The organism is Paenibacillus mesotrionivorans (genome assembly GCF_046098205.1).
Classification (GTDB): domain Bacteria; phylum Bacillota; class Bacilli; order Paenibacillales; family NBRC-103111; genus Paenibacillus_AR; species Paenibacillus_AR mesotrionivorans.
Genome location: NZ_JBJURJ010000004.1, coordinates 108888 through 129524, shown reverse-complemented (window position 1 = coordinate 129524; position 20637 = coordinate 108888). Strand labels below are relative to the sequence as shown.

The window sequence follows — 20637 nt, the reverse complement described above, 5'->3', positions numbered from 1 at the left end:
CCGAAATGGACGCCCTCGTGGGAACGTAAACCTCCCCCGAAATGCAAAAGTGCATCTATTGGGCAAACAAACCTTCGTTTTTACGGTTTATCCTGCAAAAGTGCAGTTATTTCCGTGAGATGGGTGCAAGCTGTACCCCACCGCGGAAAATAGCTGCACTTTTACATTTAGGGTGCACGGAGAGGCGGAATTCCAGCAGAATAGATGCATTTTCGCAGGATAACACTGGATTTAATTGGAAATTGATGGTTTAGGAGGCGGCATACGCCATTAGGAGCATCGCTTACACCCCGGCGCTCTGCAATTCCTCCATAAACGAACGCAGCGTGTTGGATAAATAAGAATCCTTCCGCCGGATGAAGATGGTGGTAATCTCGTTATACGGCTTCGGAATGGCAAACCCATGCAGAGTCCCCTCTTCCAGCAGCCTGCGAACAGAGGAGCGCGGCACGATGGTGATACCGATTCCGGCGGCAATGCTGCCGATGATGGTCTCGAAGGAGCCCAGCTGCATGATTTGCCGGGGGATCACCCCCTCATCCTTCAGCCAGCGTTCCAGCCGTTCCCTGTACCCGCAGCCTTTATTGAACAGCAGCAGCGGCTTTTTGGTGACATCCTCCAGTGAAAACACATCGCTCTTAGCCACAAGGATAAGCTCTTCCCGGAACACCTCCTGATACTCGATCAACGGATGCTTCACCGGACCGGTCACAAAAGCGCCGTCCAGCTTCATCCCCGCCACGTCCTGAACCAGCTGCTCCGTCACCCCCACCGTCAGGGACAGCTCCACTTGGGGATGCTTCTCTAGATAGGAGGATAAGATCCCCGGCAGCTTGATCACCGTTTCCACTATCCCGATATTCAGGATGCCTGCTGGGCGGTCCGTCCCAAAGGCGTGTTTGATCTCTTCCGCTTTCCCCAATATGTCCTCCGCATACACCATCAGCCGTTTCCCCTCGGCATTGAGCACCATGCCCCGTTTATGCCGGTAGAACAGCTCCGTCTGCAGCTCCTTCTCCAGCTGCTTAATTCTAGCCGTGACATTGGATTGGACATAGCTTAGCTCCGCCGCAGCCTGGCTTACACTCCCCAATTCTGCAACCGTTTTAAAAATCCGCAGATCATTCAGTTCCATCGGTTCTTCTCCAAATTAGAATAAGTATCATTATAAATGATGATAACATCCATTTTCAATCATTTTACTCCCGGCTTCCTCCTCCCTTATGATGAATAAGATTTTACACAGCATGGGAGATGAGGGTGTTGTTCAAAAATAAAGTGGTGTTGGGCTCCGTGCTTTGCCTGACAGCCAGCGTGTCATGGGGCGCCATGTTTCCGGTGGCACACCGTGCGCTGCAGTACATAGATCCTTTCTATTTTGCCTTTATCCGTTACCTGCTGGTCACGGTAATTCTCTCGGGGCTGCTTTTGTTCAAAGAAGGGAAGGCCGCCTTCCGTTTGGAGGGAAAAGGCGGAAAGCTGCTTTTTTGCGGGACGATGGCCTTTACGGTGTATAATTTCCTGGTGTTCTCCGGACAGCATCTAATGGGGGAAGCCGGCACCATTACTGCCTCCATCATGGAGGTGCTGATGCCGTTGATCTCAATACTCCTGCTCTGGGGCAAAACCAAAAAGAAACCCGATACCAAAACACTGATCAGTATAGGCATTGCCTTAACCGGCGCATTGTTAGTGATTACTAACGGCAGCCTGTCGTTTTTCACAGAGGCCTCCCGGCATGTGTTCCCCGTGCTGCTGATTTTCACCGGCGTTGTGGGATGGGTGCTTTATTCGCTCGGAGGCAGCAGCTTCCGCGGATGGTCCACATTACGGTTCTCCACCTTAACCTGCCTGCTGGGAACGGCCGTCTCCATGGTCATTGTTGCAGCAGCGTCCTCCCTCCAACTGATCGAGGTTCCGGATTGGAATACGCTGGCCTCCATCAAATATGAAATGTCCTTTATGGTGCTCCTGCCCGGGCTGGTGGCATTGGTAAGCTGGAACGCCGGACTCAAGGCTCTTACTCCCGTAAACGGCATTCTGTTTATCAGCTTGGTTCCCGTTACCACCTTCGTGCTGATGGGCTTCCAGGGATACAGAATCAGCCCCTATGAGCTGGCGGGCGCCACCTTGGTGATTCTCGCGCTGGTCCAGAACAATATGAGCCAACGAAGGAGCTTGTCTCCCCGGTATACGTTAAACCTCAAGACGACGAAGAGCAGCTTCTAGGGTGTGTTTGCAAACTCCGAGGGGAGCAGAGTTTGCTGAATTTTCGTTCCAGGCAAGGCACTTTCGCGAAGGCGTACCGGGTGTACGTCAAGCGGAAGTAACGATGCAAGGGACGAAAAGACAGTAGAAGATGCCCTCAAGCGGGTTTGCAAACACGCCCTAAAAAATGCAAAAAACTCCGCCCTCCCACTATGGAAGAGGCGGAGTTTCACTTTATAACGGCATTACGCCTTCTGCAAATCCTTCAAGGTAGCCAGCAGCACGTTAAAGGCGGAGATGACCTTGGGCTCGCCGATGGCGGGAACCAGATGCAGCAGAATACCCTTGATATCATCCACGGTCATACCCACCTTCAGAGCCATGGCATAATGCACACCCAGCTGCTCGTATTGCCCCATGGTGATCAGGGAGGAAATCAGGCAAACCTCCCGCCATTCCGGACTGATGGACTTGGTTTGGAAGATATCCCCGTACGCCACCCCCAGAATATACTGGGCCAGCTCCGGAAAATGCTCCTGGATGGGGGCAAGGGCCTTGGCTCCGTAATCCCCGGACAAATCAAGAAAATGCTCCAAACCGATCTCGGATGTTTCTTTCATATGCAAATTCCTCCTTGGAAAATGAAAGTATAATGGTTGTAAAAATTAGTTCATCACCAGCACCCGGTGGGCGGTAGGCGGGATTTCCGAACGGTCGGTGAGAAGCTCGATCACGGCTGCGCGCTTCAGGGAAACGGCCTCCTGCACCGCTTGCTCGAATTGCTCCATGGTTTCGCAGCGGAAGGCGGCAGCACCCAAGGACCGGGCAAATTGGCTGGCATCCATCGGCACCTCGAAAATCGTTCCGTCGATGCGGCCGGTGGTTTTTTCCATCCCCTTCAGGGCCATATCCAGTTGCTTGTTGTTCACCACGATGAAAATCACCGGAAGCTCCTTGCACACCGCGGTATTGATCTCCGCTCCCAGCATCATAAAGCAGCCGTCTCCCGTAATGCAGAATACCGTTTCATCCGGGGCAGCGCATTGGGCGCCGATGGACATGCCGATGGCGTTGCCCATACACGCAAAATAGGAGTCAAACACAAAGCTGCCCGGGCGTTTGACCTTGTACCATTTGACCGCGTTGAAGCCGTGGCTTCCGTCATCCACATACAGAGTGGACCGCTCCGGCACCAAATCCACCATCCGCTGCATCACCGAAGCAAGAGATAACCCCGGCAGCACCGGCAGGGCATCCGAATAGTTCACATGGGTCTCCGTATCTCGCTTGGGCAAAATCGCTGTTTCCGCCGCCTCCAGACATTGCATCAGGTTATGCCGCAGATCCCCGGTTACCGGGATGGTCCGGGAGGTGAGGATTTTGCCGACGAAGGTAGGGTCTATATCAAATTGCACTAGCGTGGCCGGATGGTTCTGGGGCTTCAGGTTGCAGATGGTCATATCGCTCAGCCGGGAGCCCATCACGATGAACAGGTCGCTGCTATTGAGCAGCCCGTCCCCATGTGTGCAGCCGCCTACGCCCACAGGTCCGTGGTACAACGGATGGTCCCAGGCGATGGCGCCTTTGCCGCCGGGGGTGGTGACGACCGGAATGTTGAAGGTTTCGGCAAAATGGACCAGCTCCTCATGGGCGCCGGAGCGGTTGACGCCCTTGCCGGCAATAATCACGGGACGTTCCGCCCGGTTGATGGCCTCAATGGCCCGTTCCCGGTTGCCCAGACTAACCAACGGCTCCCGCTGGGGAATCACAAGCCGGAACTCCTCCAGACGCTCGGACTGGACATCGAAGGGAATGCAGAGATGTGCGGGACCGCCTTTGCCCTCCAGGGCAGCCGCAATGGCATGGTTAAACAGGGTCGGGAAGTGGTCCGCCCGCTCCACCAGCTTGCTGAACAGGGTAGCAGGCCGGAACATATCCGCCAGATCGGCCAGATAGGAGGTGGAGTCCTGGCATTGGGGCAGACCCAGCTCCTTAATGGATTGATGTCCGGTGATGAACAGGACGGGGAGATTGTTGGCTTTGGCATGGGCGGCTGCGGTGAGGAGATTGGTTCCCCCCGGGCCGGAGGTTCCGAAGGCCACTCCCAGGCGGCCGGTCTGCAGCGCATAACCTGCTGCGGCAAAACCGGAGCTGGCCTCATGTCTCCCGGGAATAAATTCTATGCCGTAATCCACCATTTTCAATGCTGCGGGACAAATGGACTTGCCGATAATGCCGAATGCATGGGTAACCTCCAGGCGCCGAAGGGCCTGGGCCAAATGATCTGCAACCGACTTCAATACATCTCCTCCACCCTGTGTAAGAAATTCTGTAATATTACCTTAATATAAGGATGAATCTACTTTAAAATAAATCTTTTGGTTTATTTTGTCAATGAATAATTTGTAAAATTTTGCAACAATAAAGGGAACGGGATTTTTCTGGAGACCTGCTACAAACCCGGCCCGGCATCCGTCTTAATAACGAAAGGGGGACGGCGGCACCATGAAGGAAGACGCACGGATACCTGAGCTATTCCAGCGCCTGTTCCGGGAGCATTATCCCGGCGTGGCCCGGAAGCTCTATGCATTGACCGGGGATTATGCGGCAGCCGAGGATTTGGCCCAGGAGGTGTTCCTGCGGCTCTACCGCAATCCCCCCGACCGGCTGGAGTCCGTCGGTGCCTGGCTCCACCGGGTGCTGACCCGGGTGGGCTACGATTACCTGCGGCAGCAGGCCTCCGGCAGAACCTTATTGGCCAAGGAAACCGCACGTGTGGCGGTTTGGTCGGACGGCTCCGCTCCTTCGGGAGAGACGGAGGTGATCCGCGAGTGGGAAAAGGACGTTGTCCGCCGGGTGCTGCAGAAGCTCTCGGACCGGGACCGGACCGCCCTGCTGCTGCGGGAGGAAGGCTACAGCTACGAAGAGATTGCCCGCAGGCTGGACATAAATCCGAAAATCGTCGGCTCCCTGCTGGCGCGTGCGGAGGAGCGGCTGAAGAAAAAATACGGGCAGGAGGAGGAAGAGCATGGCGGACGGACGGAAACGAACCGGCGGTGAGCCGGCGTTTGATACGGACCAGGCGTGGAAGCGGTTTGAGCAATTGGCTGCCGGGACGGATGAGCAGTTGAAGCGGAAGTATGGACCCGGGGAAGACAGACTGGCTGAATTTGAAAAGCGGGCTGCACAGATCGACGAAAAGCTGAAGCGGAAGTACGGGGATAATGGCCTGTTGTCGCTGGAGGCGGAAGCTCAGGCCCGGTGGGAGAAGCTTCAAAACCAATATGAAACGGAAGGTGCAACGGATATGAAAAAGACGGAGGCATGGAGAGTAGAAGCGGTACAAAGCGCAACGGCCGCGGAAACGGCGAAAGTTCCGAGTGTGCAACAGGCTTACCGGGGGAACAGCTCCTGGCGGGCAGAAAAGCCGGCCAGGCGCCGGCTGCGGAGATGGGCTGCGGGAGCAGCTGCCGCTGTGGTGGCGGTGAGCCTGTTTGCGACACCGCTCGGCGACCGGGCTTTGGCAGCCATGATGCAGACCTTCCGGGTGCAGCATATGGTAGGTGTGGGCATTTCGGCGGATGATCTGACCGCCATCTCCAATCTGCTGGAGCGGGGCTCCCCGGAGGGTGACCAAAGCTTTAATCTGGCCCAATTCGGCAGCCTGACACAATCCGGCGGGGGAGCCTCCCGGACTGTATCCTGGAAGGAAGCCAATGAGCGGCTGGGCGGCTCCTTGATCCGGCTGGAGAAGGCTGGCGATCCGGAGTACCAGCCGGAATCCTCCCTTACCTTCACACTGAATGTGCAGGCCGTCAACCGGATGCTGGCCCGTCTGGGCAGCCCAACCCTCCTGCCCACCCAAGCCGATGGCAAAGCCATCATGCTGCATGTTCCGGATGGCATTGCTTCCGAGGGCATCCTGTCGGGCAAGCCGGTACGTCTGCTCCAATTCGGCAAACCTGTACTGACGGTGGAAGGCGGCATTGATCCGGCCACTGTCCGGGAGGCCATCCTGGGCCTGCCCGTGCTGCCGGACAGCCTGCGGACCAAGCTCGCTGCTATCGGGGATTGGCAAACCACCCTGCCGGTACCTGCCTATGAAGGCGTCACAACTACAATGAAGCTCGGCGGTCATGACGCCCTGCTGGTTGCGGACGGCAATACCCGTTATGTGTTCTGGCTCGAAGGGGACCGGATGGGGCTGTTGAGTGGGACTGCCCAGGACTTCCCGACGGAAGCCGCTTTCCGCAAGGCTGCGGAGGAGCTTGTCCGGCCATGATGATTGACACGGCTGAACTGACCAAAACCTACAATGGCCGCGGCGGCTGCCGCGGCATTACCCTGCAGGTGCCGGAGGGTAGCATCTTCGGCCTCCTGGGTCCTAACGGTGCGGGCAAAAGCACCTTCGTCAAAATGCTGGCCGGTCTGCACCGCCCCGATTCCGGCGGAGGGACCGTACTCGGCCATCCGCTGGGCCGGCCGGAGGCACGGCGCAAGCTCGGGTATCTGCCCGAGCTGTTCCGCTTTCAGGATTGGCTGACCCCCGTGGAGGTGCTGCGGTTTCATGCCCAGCTGGGCGGACTCCAGCCGCGTGAGATACGCGGCGCCGCTTTCCGCAGCTGGATGCGGGATACACTGGAGCTGGTGGGGCTGGCAGAGGCAGCGGACCGGAGGGTTGGCGGCTTCTCCAAGGGGATGCAGCAGCGTCTGGGGCTGGCATCGGCTCTGCTCTTGGACCCTGAGCTGGTGATTCTGGACGAACCCGCCTCCGCCCTTGACCCTATCGGGCGTTATGAGATCCGCAGCTTGCTGAAGCGGCTGCGGGAGAAGGGCGTCACTGTATTTTTGAACACCCATCTGCTGGAGGATGTGGAGGATCTGTGCGACGAAGCCGCTTTCCTGTACGGCGGCGAGCTGCTGGCTGCAGGTCCGCTGCACAAGCTGCTTGGCAGCGCCGAGGACGGCAACGCCGCCAATTGGCGCTTCCGGCTGGGCGGCTGGCTGCCGGAGAGCTGGGCGGAGCTGAACGAAAGCGCAGGCGGGGCGCTTTCCTCCATGCTGCGGCTGGAGGAGTCCGGCCCGGACGGCGATGCGGTGCTCACCGCCCGGGTCACCGACCGGGAGCAGGCCGGTTATCTGTGCTCCCTGTTCATCCGGAGCGGATTGACGCTTTATGAATCCGGCCCCGAAAAGGGCAGCCTGGAGGCCTGGTTCCTGCGGATGGCCCAGTCCCGGCAAGGAGGTGACCGCTCATGACGGCATACATTTCGGCTACCTTCAAGGAGCTGACCCGCAAGCGGGTGTTCCTGGTGACCCTTATTCTGACCGCCCTCTTCCTGATCCTCTTCGCCTTCGGTGTGCGGGAATTGGTCGGTGCAGGGGGACTGGGCCAAAGCTCCTCTGCCGAACGGCTGCTGAACGGCATGGTGCTTATGGTGATGGGGCTGTTTTTCGCCCAGTTCCTGGCCGCCTTCTTTGTTCTTTTCTCTGCTATGGGAACGGTCACCGGCGAGCAGGAGAGCGGGCTGCTGCTGGCGGTAGCCGCCAGGCCCGTATCCCGCTGGAGGCTGTACCTGTCCAAGTGGCTGGGCCATGCCGTCTGGATCGCGGTGTACAGCGCCATCCTGTATATGTCTGTCGCGTGGACTGTCCACAGCCTGGCAGGAATCCCCCTTTTTGCGGGTGATCTGGTGCGGGGGCTGGGGCTGTTCGTCTGGATGCCGCTGCTGCTGCTTTCCCTGACCATGCTGGGCTCCGTTTACCTGCCCATGCTGGGCAACGGCATCTGTGCCGCGCTGCTGTACGGCTTCGCCCTGTTCACTGGCTTGGTGGAGGGCATCTCCATCTACGGGGACACCCATCCCGCCGTGCAAAAGTTCTTTCTCGTGACCAGCCTGCTCCTGCCCACGGATTCGGTATACAAACGAAGCCTCTACGAGGTATTGGGCGGCGCCGATTGGGCAGGAATGGCCCTGTCCGATCTCGGCCCCTTCTCCCTACCCAGCATCCCCTCCAACATGTATCTGCTCTATACCGTAGGGTACGCGGCGGTACTGCTGCTGCTGGGCTGCCGGGCGTTCAGCCGGAAGGATTTGTGATTGGGGAGCTAACTTGCTTTGTGGTGGTCCGTCCGAGATGCTGCGATACGAGATGCTGCTGTGCCAGGATGCTGCGGTGCGAGATGCCGCGATTCGGATGGCGCGATGCTAGAGACCGATCCTAGATACTGCGATGCGAGAGACCGATCCGTGATGCCGCGATCCGAGATACCGCAAACCAGGATGCCCTGATGCGCTAACGGAACTCAGCGACCGTTACAAGCCAAAATCCATGCTTTGCACGCGCTAACGGAACTGAGACGCTCTTAGCCGCCCATAAACAGCCCAAAACACAACAAATCCGCGGCTAACGGTCCCTGAGTTCCGTTAAAGTTGGAGTTATGCCAAAATCAGCCTCTAAGCGTCGGATAGTTCCGTTACGCCTCTTATCGTCCAAGATGCTGCGGTGCCAGGATGCCACCATGCGCTAACGGAACTCAGCGACCGTTACAAGCCAAAATCCATGCTTTGCACGCGCTAACGGAACTGAGACGCTCTTAGCCCGCCACCAAGTGCCCAAAACACAACAAATCCGCGGCTAACGGTCACTGAGTTCCGTTAAAGTTGGAGTTATGCCAAAATCAGCCTCTAAGCGTCGGATAGTTCCGTTACGCGCCCACCCACCCGCGCAAAACCAGCAACCACCACGGGACACGCGCCCCGCCTTACCAAACTCAACAGCAGCCTGGGACCGGATTACTCCGACCTTGGCTGCCGCTGCACGCGAAGCCCTCCGTCAATTTTGCGGAGGGCTTTTGTGTTTGTTTATCCAGACAGAAGGATCCGTGTAGCGGAGGCTGAGCCTCTACTGCCCCAAACTGTGGTCCAGGCAGATAACAGTGTTTACGTCCAGCCTTGGAATCCCCCACCACACCCCAACGCTTACCCCGGCTCCGCCCTTCTTGCCGCCTTCACATGCTTCAATTGGGCCACGATGATGACGCTGATGATAACCAAAAGAAACCATGAGCTGATTTTGCTCACGCCCACCATCCGCCAGGCCTCCCGCTGGTCCGGATATGTCCAGGCGCCCAGGAAGGTGGCGATATTCTCCGCAGCCCAGATGAAGAAACCGACAATTACAAAGGCTACACTGAGCGGCATCCGGTACGTAGTGGCCCGCACACGGTAGATAATCCACGTTTTGCGGAAAACCACAAACACCAGCGCCGTCAGCCACCAGCGGAAATCCGGAATAAAGTGGTGGGTGAAAAAGTTAAAGTAGATGGCCCCGCCCAGAGCAAACGAAGCCATCCCGCCGGGCCAGCCCGTCATATCCATCCGCAGCCTCCGCCACACCTGGCACATAAAGCTGGCCACACTGGCGTACATAAACCCGCTATACAGCGGTACACCGAATAGCTTGGAGACCCCTGGCTCCGGATAAGACCAGGACCCCATATGCACCTTATACAATTCCAGCGCCAGCCCGATGACGTGAAACAGGCAGATCACCTTGATCTCGTCCCAGGTCTCCAGCCCGCTGCTGTACATCAGGTACTGTACAGCAAGCAGGATCAGCAGAATGGCGTCATACCGGTGCAGAAACGGCACCTCCCAGATGCGGGTGAGCGCCAGTGTCCCGAATATGGCAACTGGGAAGATGCAGCTCATGGCCTGGTGATAGCCAAAATAAAGCAGCTGGACCACAGGTTTCATCCGATTCCCCTCCCCATCTTCAAAATGCTTGGATGCACCGCATCACTCCCTGTAAATTGCGCACCACCGGGTAATCCCGGGTTTTGAAGGTGTGGTACCAATAGAGGCGCCAGTCCCGGCACAAAAGGATGCTGGGGATCCCCATTTTGCGGGCCCCCTCACAATTGGCCGGATTGTCGTCCACCAGAACCGCCTGATCCGGCTGCAGGGCAAGGGCCTCCAACGCTCTGGTAAATATGAGTCCATCCGGTTTGGTTACCCCAATTTCGGAGGAGAGGACAAAGGACGAAAAATATTGCCGCAAGCCCGCCTCACGGAAAACATGGTCCAGGGACGGCCAAGCATCGGAAACCACAGCCAGCCGGTATCTTCTGCTGAGTGAAGGGATCAGTTCCAGCGCATCGTCGAAAAAACGGTATTTCTTCCCGTTGTACACCATGTCGGTGGCTAATAACCAAATGGACTCCTCGGATAACTCCAGCTCCGGCAAGGCCTGTGAAAAAATCCAGTAGAACTCCAGGAAAAGGTCAAATTCCTCCTCCATATCCCGGACCCGGTTTTGTCGGGACAGATAGGCGCTGGCTTCCTGGAAAGCTTTAGCGATGAGGGCTTTGTCGAGGGAGCGGTATCTTTTTTTGTTCACAATGGAAAAAAACCGGGGCGGTATCCACCAGTTCCCGGTGCTGGGTCCATTCAGAACCCGGCCTGAATCAAACAAAATGCCTTGGATTGTCCGCTTCATCTCTATTCTCCCATTCCTTTTTGGCGCTATACTGCCATCATAAAGGTGAAATGTCTAGGGAAAAATAGAAAGTTGGTGTGAGGGGATTTCCTATTTTAGCTGATCCGATCTGTTCATTTCATAGTCGGTGTCCACTTTTTATTCTGAATCATAATCCGCATAAAAACAGGCTCCCCTCAGCAGCAGATGTGGTGACACAACTGCTTCGAGATAAGCCTGCCGCCTTTATGGCGAATACGGCTGCATATTATCCGCTGTAACCAGACTCTTCCGGCTACTCCACTGCGGCGTCCTTGCCGGCTGCTCTTCTTTCTGCTGCCAGAGGAAACGGATCATCGTCCGGATATTCCGGTCCGCTGGAGGAGGACGGTGCAGCAGGCACTGTTTTCCACCGGTAATTGATGTAGGAGATCGTGAAGGAGATGACAGCCATAATCAGCAGCATCAGCACCTTGTAGATACTGTCGCCACCGGACAGATCGAAGAACAGCACCTTGACGGAAACCAGGATCAGCACAACAGAGCCGAAGTACCGGAACAACCGTTGGTTGCTGTATGCCCCCCAGAGGAACAGGAGCAGAGCATACACTCCCCAGGTCACCGACAGAGTCAGATTCAGAATCCAAAAACTGCCCAAATCATATTCCGTGAACATATTGCCGATTTGCAGGGTTAGAAGACCTCCGACGATCAGGTGTCCGGCTACCGCGAAGAGACAGGACAGGAATCTGCGTCCGTCTTCCTTCAGAGCGGCGAAGGAAACGGAGAGGGAGTACCAGAAGCCCAGAGCTGCCAGTAGTATCCAGGCAAAGGCCGCCCCGTTCAGGAACGGAAGATAGACGCCGAACCATTCTCCCCGCGGCACCTCCCAGGTAGTGTTGAACCAATACGAGGTGACGCCAACCCAGATCACCATGGATACCAGCTGCAGCCCTTCCATCCGGAAGCGTTTGGCCCCGGCCATCAGAAGGACTGCCAGCCCGCCCCACACATAAACGCTGATCAGCGGCTTAATCGCCAGCCCCTTTCCCATTTCGGAAAAAGCCAGCAGCAGAAGCAGCACACCTCCTATGGCTTTGAAGCTTACCGCAAACGTAGCCTGCCTGCCGGAAATGCCATATGCCGTCCAAGCTAGCAGCAGGTAAACCAGCCCCATTACCGCCAAAGGATAGGCCATCTCCAGAATGCCGCCCAAAAGCACCACACACCAGCTTCCGAACAGCACCGCATTTACGAAGCCCAGGTAAAGATTCAATCCGTCGAAGCGGGCATTCACCTTCCAGGAGGAGATGAGAAAACCCAGCACGTAGAAGAAGAAGGTAGCGGAGGCATAACGCACTGGCATACTCCACAGGGTATCCATAGCGGGGTCAAAATGGAGCACATACACCGCATACGTCAGCCATGTGCCCACAAAGGCCAGTAGCCGGAATTCCGACCAATGCTTGCGGATACTGAGCCAGAAATAGCCGCTGTTCAGGACCAGAAGATACAGAAACAAGGAGAAGGTCTGATCCTGCTCGGGGCGAAGGAACAACGGCGCCGCCAGAGAGCCGAGGAGAGCCAGATTCATCAATATCCGCAGGTCAAACAGGTAGGACAGCACGGTTAAGCCAATGGTTAACGCCAGCATCGCGATAAAAACGGTAATGGAGTCCCAAAGGGCAAAGTAGATGCCGGAGAAAGCGAAGGTAGCGTACAGGATGGCGCCGCCCAAGCCGCTGATGATTTCACCAATCAGGAAACGCTGCTTCAGAATAAGCTTGAAGCCCACAAGGCCCAGCCCCACTCCGCTCAGGAGCCCGGCTACTGTTTTCATGGAGTTGGTAATCCAGCCTTGATCCAATGTGTACTTGAACAGATACAGAATGGAGAAGATGACGAACAGCGCACCCAATAATGACGTCCAGTGTTTTTTGAACAGCTCCTGCATGGGGGTAAGCCCCTTTCATGGTTTGGTTTTAGGACCAGGTCTTACCCCTATATTGCAGCAAAAATGCCGACGCCATAAGTACTAACTTTCTCTAGTACCCCCGCTACCGCCGCCGGAGAACGCCAAAAAGAATCTGCAGCAATAACTGCAGATTTGTATGGGAACCTTGAGTACACCCCAACCAAACGGCAACAGGCCGCTAGCCCCGTTTCTCCTCATCGAACAAACCCAAATCACGGGCCTGGCGGGCTGCTTCCTTGCTGGTGCTGCCGCCCAGCTTTTTCAGGACATTGCCCACATGGACCTTGATGGTCCGCAAAGACAGGTACAACTTGTCGGCAATATCCGTTTGCGTATGGCCGGCATCGATCATCCTCAGCACCTGGAGCTCCGAGGGGGTAATTTTGTCCCGCAGCTCCTTGACCCGGTATTCCTGCTCCAGCTGGCGCAGCCGCCTGAACTCCTCCCGCATTTGTCCGGCCACATAGGCATTCATCGGCGATTCCTTGGCAAAAGCCGCCCGGACGGCGGCGGGAATGTCCGTAAACTCGGATTTCACCAAATAATCGATGGCTCCCACCCGGTACGCGCCGAATATCATCTCCTTCTCCTGAAGAGAGGTGAGCATCACCACCCGGGCCGTTGTGGTTTGGCAAATCAGTTGGGCCAGTTCGATGCCGTCAGCAGCGCCGTGCAGCATAATATCCACCAGCGCCACATCGAACGGGACCTCTCCTACCGCCTGCTCCGCCGCCTCCCGGGTAGACACCGCTGCCGCCACCTGAAGGTCCGGCTCCCGTGACAGATACGCCTCCAGTCCGCGCAGCCAATCCCCGTCATCCTCCACCAGCAATAACCGGATGTGTTTCATGCGGTCCTCCTCCTCTAGGCTTCTACAGCACCTGCAATACTATTTGGGAAAATGAATGGTTACCGTTGTGCCCTTGCCATAGAGGCTTTCCACGTGCAGGTTTCCCTTATGCAGCTTCATCACATGATAACAATAAGATAAACCCAGACCGAAATTCCGGTTGGAGGCTGCTTTCGTGGTATAAAAGGGCTCCAGCACCCGCTTCAGCTCCGCCCGGCTGATACCGCATCCGGTATCCCGCACCTCCACGACTACCCACTTGGGTGTTGCATAGGCGCGAACCGCCAGCTGCCCACCCTGCGGCATCGCCTCCAGAGCATTGTTCACCAGATTCTGCACGGTCTCCACAAGCTGCGTCCGGTCTGCTGTCAGCGGAAGCGGACCGTCCAGCTCCCACTGCGCCTCTACGGACGGAGGCAAACCCACACTCACCTGTCGGGACAGCTCCAACAGCACATCCCCAAGGTCAAGCGGCGACCGCCGCAGCTCCAGCTCCTGGGTTTGGCCCTTCACCCGGGCGATCATCTCCTGGATATGCCCTGCCGCCGATTCAATCACACGGATGTCCTGCAGCAGCTCAGGCTGGTTGGTGTCGGCAGCGTAAGCGGCAATTTTATCGGTAAACAGCTTCATTTTGCCCACATCATTCTTGATGGCATGGTTTAACACCGCCGTACCGGAGGTCATGGCCCGAAGGGAGATATCCAGCCTCCTTTGGGTCAGGAGCACCTGCATATCGAGAAACCCGTATTTGAAGATGGCGATTACGAAAATCACAAAGGCCAGCACGATGGCCCATGTGTTGTAGCGCCACATTTCGGTAAAGCCAAAAGCGGGCAGCAGATAGTTCATCACCGAGCAATACAGAACGGCAGGCACAATGGCGGCGGCCGTATAACGGTGGTTGCGCCGCAGCAGGTACAGCGTTTCCCGGCGGCTCAGCACCAGATAAGCCCCAGCAGCCACCACGGGTATAGCCCAGAATACGACAGCCCGATAGGGAATGGGATGCACCGGGCGGAGGGTGAGCAGGATAAAGGCCACCGGCGCCAGCACCGCATACGGAAGAGCCTTGCGCAGATTGGCGGAAAGCCGGGTTGGATTATAATGGGAGGCAAACATGATGAAGGTGAAGGGCAGCCCGTAATACTGGAGCAGCGAAAAGACAATTCTGGCCCGGTCCAGCCACTCCTGCATGGACGGGGTATAGCCGTGTATGTCCCCGTAAGGCATAAGGGTATCGCCGATGACAGCGGAAAGCCCGCCGGCCCCGCCGCAGAACAGGAATCCGGCCATCCACCGGACAGAGGGCTTACGCGGATCAAAGACAAGCAGGACAAGACCCACTGTCCATAAAATAATCAGGACTGCAAGCATAGAAGACTGGACACTCCCCGGTTTTCGTATGCCTTATTATACCATTTTCGTGAAGCGGCTGCGGAAAAGCCGGACAAAAAAATTCGTCCTCCCGAAAGCCGGCTCCAGGGGTTGTCCGGGAGGGTATGGACTGGCCGCCCTCGTATCGCCCAACGCACGTCACACCGCTCTTCCCCAGCCCATCGCACTCTGCCGTCCTCGTGCTGCCGACTTCCCCCGTTCCTGCGCAAATACACTGGGGATCGTTGGCGCGCAATGCAATGACGGATGGACGGGGACGGCTACGCTAAAGAATGGCTAAGGCGGAGGGGACGATGGGCTAACGGAACGGAGTAACTCTTACAAGCTTAAAACAGTGGTTTGCCGAAGCTAACGGAACTGAGACGCCCTTAGCAGGCTAAGAAGCGGCGAAATCGTAAGAATTCCGCCGCTAACGGCCGCTGAGTTCCGTTACCCCGCCCAGATGGCGGAATTTCGTCTCTAAGGGTCGGATAGTTCCGTTACGTTATTGTTGGCGCAGCGGCGGTCGGCGTCCGGTTCGAAGGTTACCACATCCTGCTTTACTTTTGCTTGACGTACCCCCGGTACGCCTTCAAAAAGCACCTTGCCTGGAACAAAAACTCAGGCTAATCTGCTCCCCTCGGAGTTTTCAGTCACGCCCTAGCCTTAGCTTTACATACTTTGCCTTCTCTGCCACGCCGCCAGCAGCTCCGCTTCCCGTTCCGGAGCCAAGCCCGCCTTGCGCGGGATATCCGCGGGGCGGCCGGCGTCCCACTCCGCCGTGTCGCGGATGGTCTCCTCCAGCGGGCGGAAGGACAGGCCCGCATCCAGGGCTTTGTCCACCTTCACCTGCACCAGGCCGGTGAAGGCTGCGGTTTCGCCGCTGGCCGGCAGCCACAGCGGCAGCTCCACCCACGCGCCGGCGCCCTGCCCGGCGAGAAAATCCCCATCCGCCCACACCAGCCGGGCGGACGGGTTCAGGGCGCTGCAGCTTCGCTCCAGCAGCGCCTGCATCGTAACGCGGCCCGGCTCCCCGGCCGCGTTGAACACCCCCGTGCGCCGGGCCTCCGTCATGGATAGAATCCATGACGCGAGGTCGCGCACGTCAATGATCTGCACCGGCGCGGCCGTTGGCCCCGGTGCCAGCACATCCCCGCCGCGGGCGATCCGCGACGGCCAATACGTGAAGCGGTCCGTGGGGTCCCGCGGACCGACGATCAGACCGGGGCGGATGACCAGCACCCGCCCGGGCAGCTGCTCGGCAAGCACCGCCTCGCAGCGCGCCTTCAAGGCGCCGTAATGGGCCGCCACGTCCTCGCTCTCCTCGTCCTCCAGCTCCAGCACCACGTCCTCCTCGACGGCGCCGGGCCGGCTCAGATCCCGGTAGACGGATACGGAGGAGATAAAGGTATACTGTCCCACCCGCCCCTCCAAGAGCTCAGCGCTGGCCTTCACAAGCCGGGGCACATAACCGGAGGTGTCGATGACCGCATCCCATGTGCCCTGCTCCAGCGCCTGCAGCCCTCCGTCCCGGTCCCCGATCAGGTGCTTCACATTGGATAACAATCCCGAGGCCGATTTCCCCCGGGAGAAAATCGTCACTTCATGCCCGCGCGCCACCGCCTCCTCGGCAAGGGCATACCCCAAAAACACAGTGCCTCCCAAAATCAGCAATCTCACCGCATCCACCTCCAGTTATTAATTTCTGTTTTTATATGTTGATATTCCTTTTTAACCCATTTCCATAACACCTACAACCATCGGATAAACCGTTTATATACCAGTTTCACTCCGTTATCCCTGGCCCACTTGATAAGATCGTCCTGACCCTGGTCCTGGTCCCGGGCAAAGCGGAAGCAGAAGGGCACGGGCACTATCCGTTTTCCATAAGGTTTAATGCCGATCAACGGTGAAAAATAGCCGTTTATCATAATGACCCGGATGTCCTCTGCCGGAAGGGTGTGCCCTCTCAGCAAGACCCTTCCCTTCTCCAGCTGCAGCTCGACGGGCTTCTGCAGAGCCCGGTACACAGTCACAAGCAGGACAGCTGCAACAATGAAAAATGTTCCCCACGTGACAATATAATCCGTGGTTCCGGATTTCTCATCCAAACGGCGTACCATGATCCAAAAATTTAAGCTCAGTATCGCCATCGCTATGATCAATTGGATCCCTCTCGGATTCCGGACAGCATGCGTAACCTGATTCATCTGCGTCCCCCTTCCACCATCTCCCTCACATTTTACCATGATTATGGAAATTCCTGCACAAAAAAACGGCTCCTCACATCCCCGGAGCCGCCGTACCTTCATATAACCGTTAAGGGCGTGTCGAGAAAACCTGCTGGAGGGTGTCTTACACCGCTTTTTCGCCCCATGCTGCATTATTTCGCTTTACGTATCCCATTTTCTCCTTACTGCCCTTCACCCCTGCTGTACATATGCTGGCTTTGCAGCCGGACCAGCACCTTGCCGAAGCGGCCTCCTTGCCGGATGGTCACTTCCTCGCCCGGATATTTCCGGGCCAGATGCTCGGCTACAATATGACGCACCCGCTCATCTGCCTCAATACCGGACACCTTCAGCATGGAGATGGCTTCATCGAAGGCAGCCGAATGGGTCAGCACCGTGGTTTTGATTTCGCGGGTTACCAGCGACTGGAAGGCATATCCCTTCAACAGCAGCAATTGGGTCAGGTAAGCCATCTCCATATTGCCGGGTTTGCCTGGCCGGTCGGTAACCAAAGGCCACAGCTCATCCAATAGACTGTGTTCGGGGGATCCCACCATCGTGCTCATATAACAAAATTGTCTGGCGCAGCGAAGCACCCGTTCCACGGCCTCCCAATCGGTCAGCACCGGGCACATGGACACAAACACAAGGTCAAACGCCTTCTCCCAGCCCTTGGCGGCAAGGTCAATGTCCTCGAAGGGCTCGGCGACAATGCCGACCTTACCGTCAGCTGCAAGCTCCGCCACGTTTTCCTCCAACAGCCGGACAAGAGGCGTCGAAGGCTCCAATGCTGTTACTTGGGCTCCCTCCTGGGCGAATGGGACCGTAAACCCGCCGGAGGCTGCCCCTATATCCAGTATGGCGGCCCCGTTCAGCACCACACCCTGATCCTCCAGCCAAGAAATGATCCGTCTGGCCCTGCGCCTGCCCTCCTCGCTAAAAACCTCCTTGTTGAAGGACTCCGCCTTTTTGTCGAAGGCATGCACAGGGTCGATTCCCGCCTTCCTCATTCTATTCACCGCAGTGAACGGGTCCTCTTTCCACGCTCTTTCCCACACGGATGTATCCATAAGCTCCTTCATGTATCCCAACTCCTTATTTATAATGGAATAGATTCCTTCCGGGACTCCATCTTCCGCAACGGCTTATACAGTTTCAGCAAAATAACGGCCACCGCCATGCCGATTATCAGCTCCGTCAATGGCTGGGCCAGCCACAGCCCTCTGGTACCCATCAGGGGCGGCAGCAAAAGCGTGAGCGGCATTAAGATCAGGCACTGCTTGGAAATCACCAGCACAAGGGCTGTTTTGGGCTTGCCCGTCACCATCAGAAACCCGCTCCCGATCAAGAAGAGAGGCGCCAAGAACACAACGAAGGAGTAAAGCCGCAAGCCCTCCGCCGCCACTTCAATCAATTGCGGGTCGGGGCTGAACAGCTTGGCCCAAAAGCCGGGGAACCCTTGCAGAAATCCAAAACCAATCAGCATGGCGGCACTGCTATACACCACGGACAGCACCAGAGTTTGGAACGCCCTGGTTTGATTGCCTCTGGAATAATTGAAGCCGGCAATGGTCTGAGTTGCCTGGGAGAATCCGTTCACAATCATCATGGCCATGTAGATCACTGAAGTAATAGCGGCCATTGATGCGATGTAGGCCTCACCTCCATAACGGGCTAATGAATAATTGCTCACCGCCTGCGAAATACTGATGGACATTTGGTTCATAAACGGCACCATCCCGATCAGGAGCATCGGCTTCAAAACCGGAAGCGTTAAGGCAAAGTGACGGCGGGCTAACAGAAGCACCGATTTCCCTTTGGCAAAATAGAAAGCTCCTGCTCCTGCCATCACCAGCTGCGACAGAACTGTTGCCATAGCCGCACCTTTGATCCCGAACTGTAGCAGATTAATGAACAACACATCCAGTCCGATATTCAACAGACACCCCGCTGCCGTAATCACCGCAGAGAAGCGGGGATTTCCACTGGCGCGGATCAAATTGGGAAATATAAAGCTTTGCAGCTGAAAAACAGCTCCCCACATGAGAATGTCCATATAATCCTTGGCATAGGACAAACCTTCCCCACGGATGCCCAGCCACCGGAAAAGCGGATCCTGGAACAGCGTATACATCAGGCTCAGCACAATTCCCACCAGAACGGATAATAGGAGAGCATGCCCGGCCAAAGCCTCCGCCTCCGCCTTTTTCCCCTGTCCCAGACGGATGGAAATGCTGGAGCTGGCGCCCACCGCTATCCATGCGGCGATGGAGAACAAGAAGGTCGTGACCGGAGCGGTCAAACCGATGGCTGTCAGAGCAAGCGCCCCTACCCCCGGTATATGGCCGATAAAAATCCGGTTCACAATGGTATACATGGACGAAATGACCAAGCTGATGATGCTGGGGACAGCGTAATACAGAATTAACTTGTTGATGGGCCAGGCTCCAAGATCATCCGCTTTATTCATCTCTCGTATGGTACTCCTTTTATACAGATTTCATGGATACATAATGTCTACGATTAGTCCAAAAAATAACGCTTCTTCATCAGGAAATTGAGAAAGAAGCGGTTTTGATCAGCTCGGATATCTTTTGGCTGCGCAGATAAGCCTCCATTTCCTCCTCCGCAGCTACCATTACCCTCTGTACAAGGCATTCCGGACCATGATTAAGGCCGCAATCGAACAGGGAGGCCGTACCTTCGATAGCATGGATAATGTCCAGGAACGAAATATTCTCCCAATTGCGCTTCAGCCTGTACCCGCCGTTAGCGCCGGAGGCGGATTCAACCATGCCTGCCTTGACCAGCTTGGTCAGGATTTTGGACAAGTACGTGGGCGAAACCCCCTGGTGCTCAGCCAACTGCTGGACTCCGATATGCTTGCCCTCCCGGGCCGCATTGCCAAGAAACAGCATAATATGCAGCGCATAGTCCGTTGCCTTAGAGAACTTCATTGATGATTCACCGCCTTCAATCACGGACTTCATGTGTCTATAATAACCTCGATGATTGGGAGTGTCAAGCTCAAGCGGTTTATGGCCTCTTCCCCCAAAAAAGAAACCTGGCCAAGCCGGTTTCCGTAAACTATGTAAAGTCCTATTTTCTGGATACGGGAGGTGTATCATGTATTTTATGTTCTGGCTGTTCATCCTGATTGCGGGAGTTCTTCTGCTCCACAAAAGCCGGGAACGGGATGAGGATTTCCTGGTCCTCAAGCTGTTGGGATATTACTTTCTCGGAAGCTTTACCTTCCATTTAAACGGCCTTGTCCTGCCCTTGGGGTTCCTCATTACCCTGTTTATGCGCCCCAATTCCAACCGCAGCATCAAACGCGGCGCCGCTATCTTTGGTCTGGTTATGATGATTTTGGGCCTTCTGGTCAGATGAAGACAAAGAACATCTTCAGCTTGCCTTTGAACCCGATTCTTTGCGGAGCATGGTTCACCATGCTTCTTTTGCATTTTTGGGCATGCCATGATGTTATTGAAGCGCGATGCACAGTACGGACGGGA

The 20637-nt window shown here is 56.4% G+C and carries 19 protein-coding genes; 6 read left to right on the top strand and 13 right to left on the bottom strand.

The features are described 5' to 3' along the window. Window positions 1-283: 283 nt before the first annotated feature. Window positions 284-1135 carry a LysR family transcriptional regulator gene (locus ACI1P1_RS07215; protein ID WP_416215690.1) on the bottom strand — a complete coding sequence of 284 codons (852 nt, stop codon included), beginning with the start codon at window positions 1133-1135 and terminating at the stop codon, window positions 284-286. Between the two features lie 119 nt (window positions 1136-1254). Here ACI1P1_RS07215 and ACI1P1_RS07210 point away from each other — a divergent pair, with 119 nt between their 5' ends. After that, on the top strand, window positions 1255-2229 hold the full coding sequence (locus ACI1P1_RS07210) for a DMT family transporter (protein WP_416215689.1): 975 nt from the start codon (window positions 1255-1257) through the stop codon (window positions 2227-2229). Window positions 2230-2453: 224 nt separating this feature from the next. Here the strand turns inward: ACI1P1_RS07210 and ACI1P1_RS07205 are convergent, their stop codons facing one another. Continuing rightward, window positions 2454-2828 carry a carboxymuconolactone decarboxylase family protein gene (locus ACI1P1_RS07205; RefSeq protein WP_416215688.1) on the bottom strand — a complete coding sequence of 125 codons (375 nt, stop codon included), beginning with the start codon at window positions 2826-2828 and terminating at the stop codon, window positions 2454-2456. A gap of 45 nt (window positions 2829-2873) precedes the next feature. Beyond that, window positions 2874-4508, bottom strand: coding sequence for a thiamine pyrophosphate-binding protein (locus ACI1P1_RS07200; protein WP_416215687.1), 1635 nt, complete (start codon window positions 4506-4508; stop codon window positions 2874-2876). Between the two features lie 205 nt (window positions 4509-4713). Between ACI1P1_RS07200 and ACI1P1_RS07195 the strand changes: the two genes are divergently transcribed. From ACI1P1_RS07195 to ACI1P1_RS07180, 4 genes are read left to right on the top strand one after another with little or no spacing between them, the layout of a single operon-like run. After that, entirely contained in the window at window positions 4714-5268 is a 555-nt protein-coding gene (locus tag ACI1P1_RS07195) for a sigma-70 family RNA polymerase sigma factor (protein WP_416215686.1), read from the top strand. After that, window positions 5237-6490, top strand: a complete 1254-nt coding sequence (locus ACI1P1_RS07190; RefSeq protein WP_416215685.1) for a hypothetical protein — start codon at window positions 5237-5239, stop codon at window positions 6488-6490. Before ACI1P1_RS07195 ends, ACI1P1_RS07190 begins: the two co-directional genes overlap by 32 nt. Beyond that, the gene (locus ACI1P1_RS07185) at window positions 6487-7467 is read left to right on the top strand and encodes an ABC transporter ATP-binding protein (protein WP_416215684.1); all 981 of its coding nucleotides are present in this window, start codon (window positions 6487-6489) and stop codon (window positions 7465-7467) included. The genes ACI1P1_RS07190 and ACI1P1_RS07185 overlap by 4 nt, the downstream gene beginning before the upstream one ends. Continuing rightward, window positions 7464-8309 (top strand): ABC transporter permease subunit, encoded by an 846-nt coding sequence (locus ACI1P1_RS07180; RefSeq protein WP_416215683.1) that lies wholly within the window; start codon window positions 7464-7466, stop codon window positions 8307-8309. The genes ACI1P1_RS07185 and ACI1P1_RS07180 overlap by 4 nt, the downstream gene beginning before the upstream one ends. Before the next feature lie 882 nt (window positions 8310-9191). Here ACI1P1_RS07180 and ACI1P1_RS07175 read toward each other — a convergent pair. The 10 genes from ACI1P1_RS07175 to ACI1P1_RS07130 all read right to left on the bottom strand — a co-directional run bounded on the left by ACI1P1_RS07175 (window position 9192) and on the right by ACI1P1_RS07130 (window position 20079). Beyond that, the gene (locus tag ACI1P1_RS07175; protein ID WP_416215682.1) at window positions 9192-9968 is read right to left on the bottom strand and encodes a DUF817 domain-containing protein; all 777 of its coding nucleotides are present in this window, start codon (window positions 9966-9968) and stop codon (window positions 9192-9194) included. A 19-nt stretch (window positions 9969-9987) separates the two neighbouring features. After that, window positions 9988-10710: an HAD-IA family hydrolase gene (locus ACI1P1_RS07170; RefSeq protein ID WP_416215681.1), complete on the bottom strand. Its 723-nt coding sequence runs from the start codon at window positions 10708-10710 to the stop codon at window positions 9988-9990. Between the two features lie 274 nt (window positions 10711-10984). After that, window positions 10985-12643: a DUF2339 domain-containing protein gene (locus ACI1P1_RS07165; protein WP_416215680.1), complete on the bottom strand. Its 1659-nt coding sequence runs from the start codon at window positions 12641-12643 to the stop codon at window positions 10985-10987. 199 nt (window positions 12644-12842) lie between these two features. Further along, entirely contained in the window at window positions 12843-13514 is a 672-nt protein-coding gene (locus ACI1P1_RS07160) for a response regulator transcription factor (protein WP_416215679.1), read from the bottom strand. 39 nt (window positions 13515-13553) lie between these two features. Continuing rightward, window positions 13554-14891, bottom strand: coding sequence for a sensor histidine kinase (locus ACI1P1_RS07155; RefSeq protein WP_416215678.1), 1338 nt, complete (start codon window positions 14889-14891; stop codon window positions 13554-13556). Window positions 14892-15563: 672 nt separating this feature from the next. Next, complete coding sequence (locus ACI1P1_RS07150) at window positions 15564-16571, bottom strand: NAD-dependent epimerase/dehydratase family protein (protein ID WP_416215677.1); 1008 nt, start codon at window positions 16569-16571, stop codon at window positions 15564-15566. A 71-nt stretch (window positions 16572-16642) separates the two neighbouring features. After that, window positions 16643-17101: a hypothetical protein gene (locus ACI1P1_RS07145; RefSeq protein ID WP_416215676.1), complete on the bottom strand. Its 459-nt coding sequence runs from the start codon at window positions 17099-17101 to the stop codon at window positions 16643-16645. A 203-nt stretch (window positions 17102-17304) separates the two neighbouring features. Next, the gene (locus tag ACI1P1_RS07140; RefSeq protein WP_416215675.1) at window positions 17305-18204 is read right to left on the bottom strand and encodes a methyltransferase domain-containing protein; all 900 of its coding nucleotides are present in this window, start codon (window positions 18202-18204) and stop codon (window positions 17305-17307) included. Between the two features lie 17 nt (window positions 18205-18221). Next, a complete protein-coding gene (locus ACI1P1_RS07135; protein WP_416215674.1) occupies window positions 18222-19592 on the bottom strand; it encodes an MATE family efflux transporter in 1371 nt (456 codons plus the stop codon). A gap of 79 nt (window positions 19593-19671) precedes the next feature. Next, window positions 19672-20079, bottom strand: a complete 408-nt coding sequence (locus ACI1P1_RS07130; RefSeq protein ID WP_416215673.1) for an Rrf2 family transcriptional regulator — start codon at window positions 20077-20079, stop codon at window positions 19672-19674. A 169-nt stretch (window positions 20080-20248) separates the two neighbouring features. Between ACI1P1_RS07130 and ACI1P1_RS07125 the strand changes: the two genes are divergently transcribed. Then, complete coding sequence (locus ACI1P1_RS07125; RefSeq protein ID WP_416215672.1) at window positions 20249-20512, top strand: hypothetical protein; 264 nt, start codon at window positions 20249-20251, stop codon at window positions 20510-20512. Window positions 20513-20637: the final 125 nt, after the last annotated feature.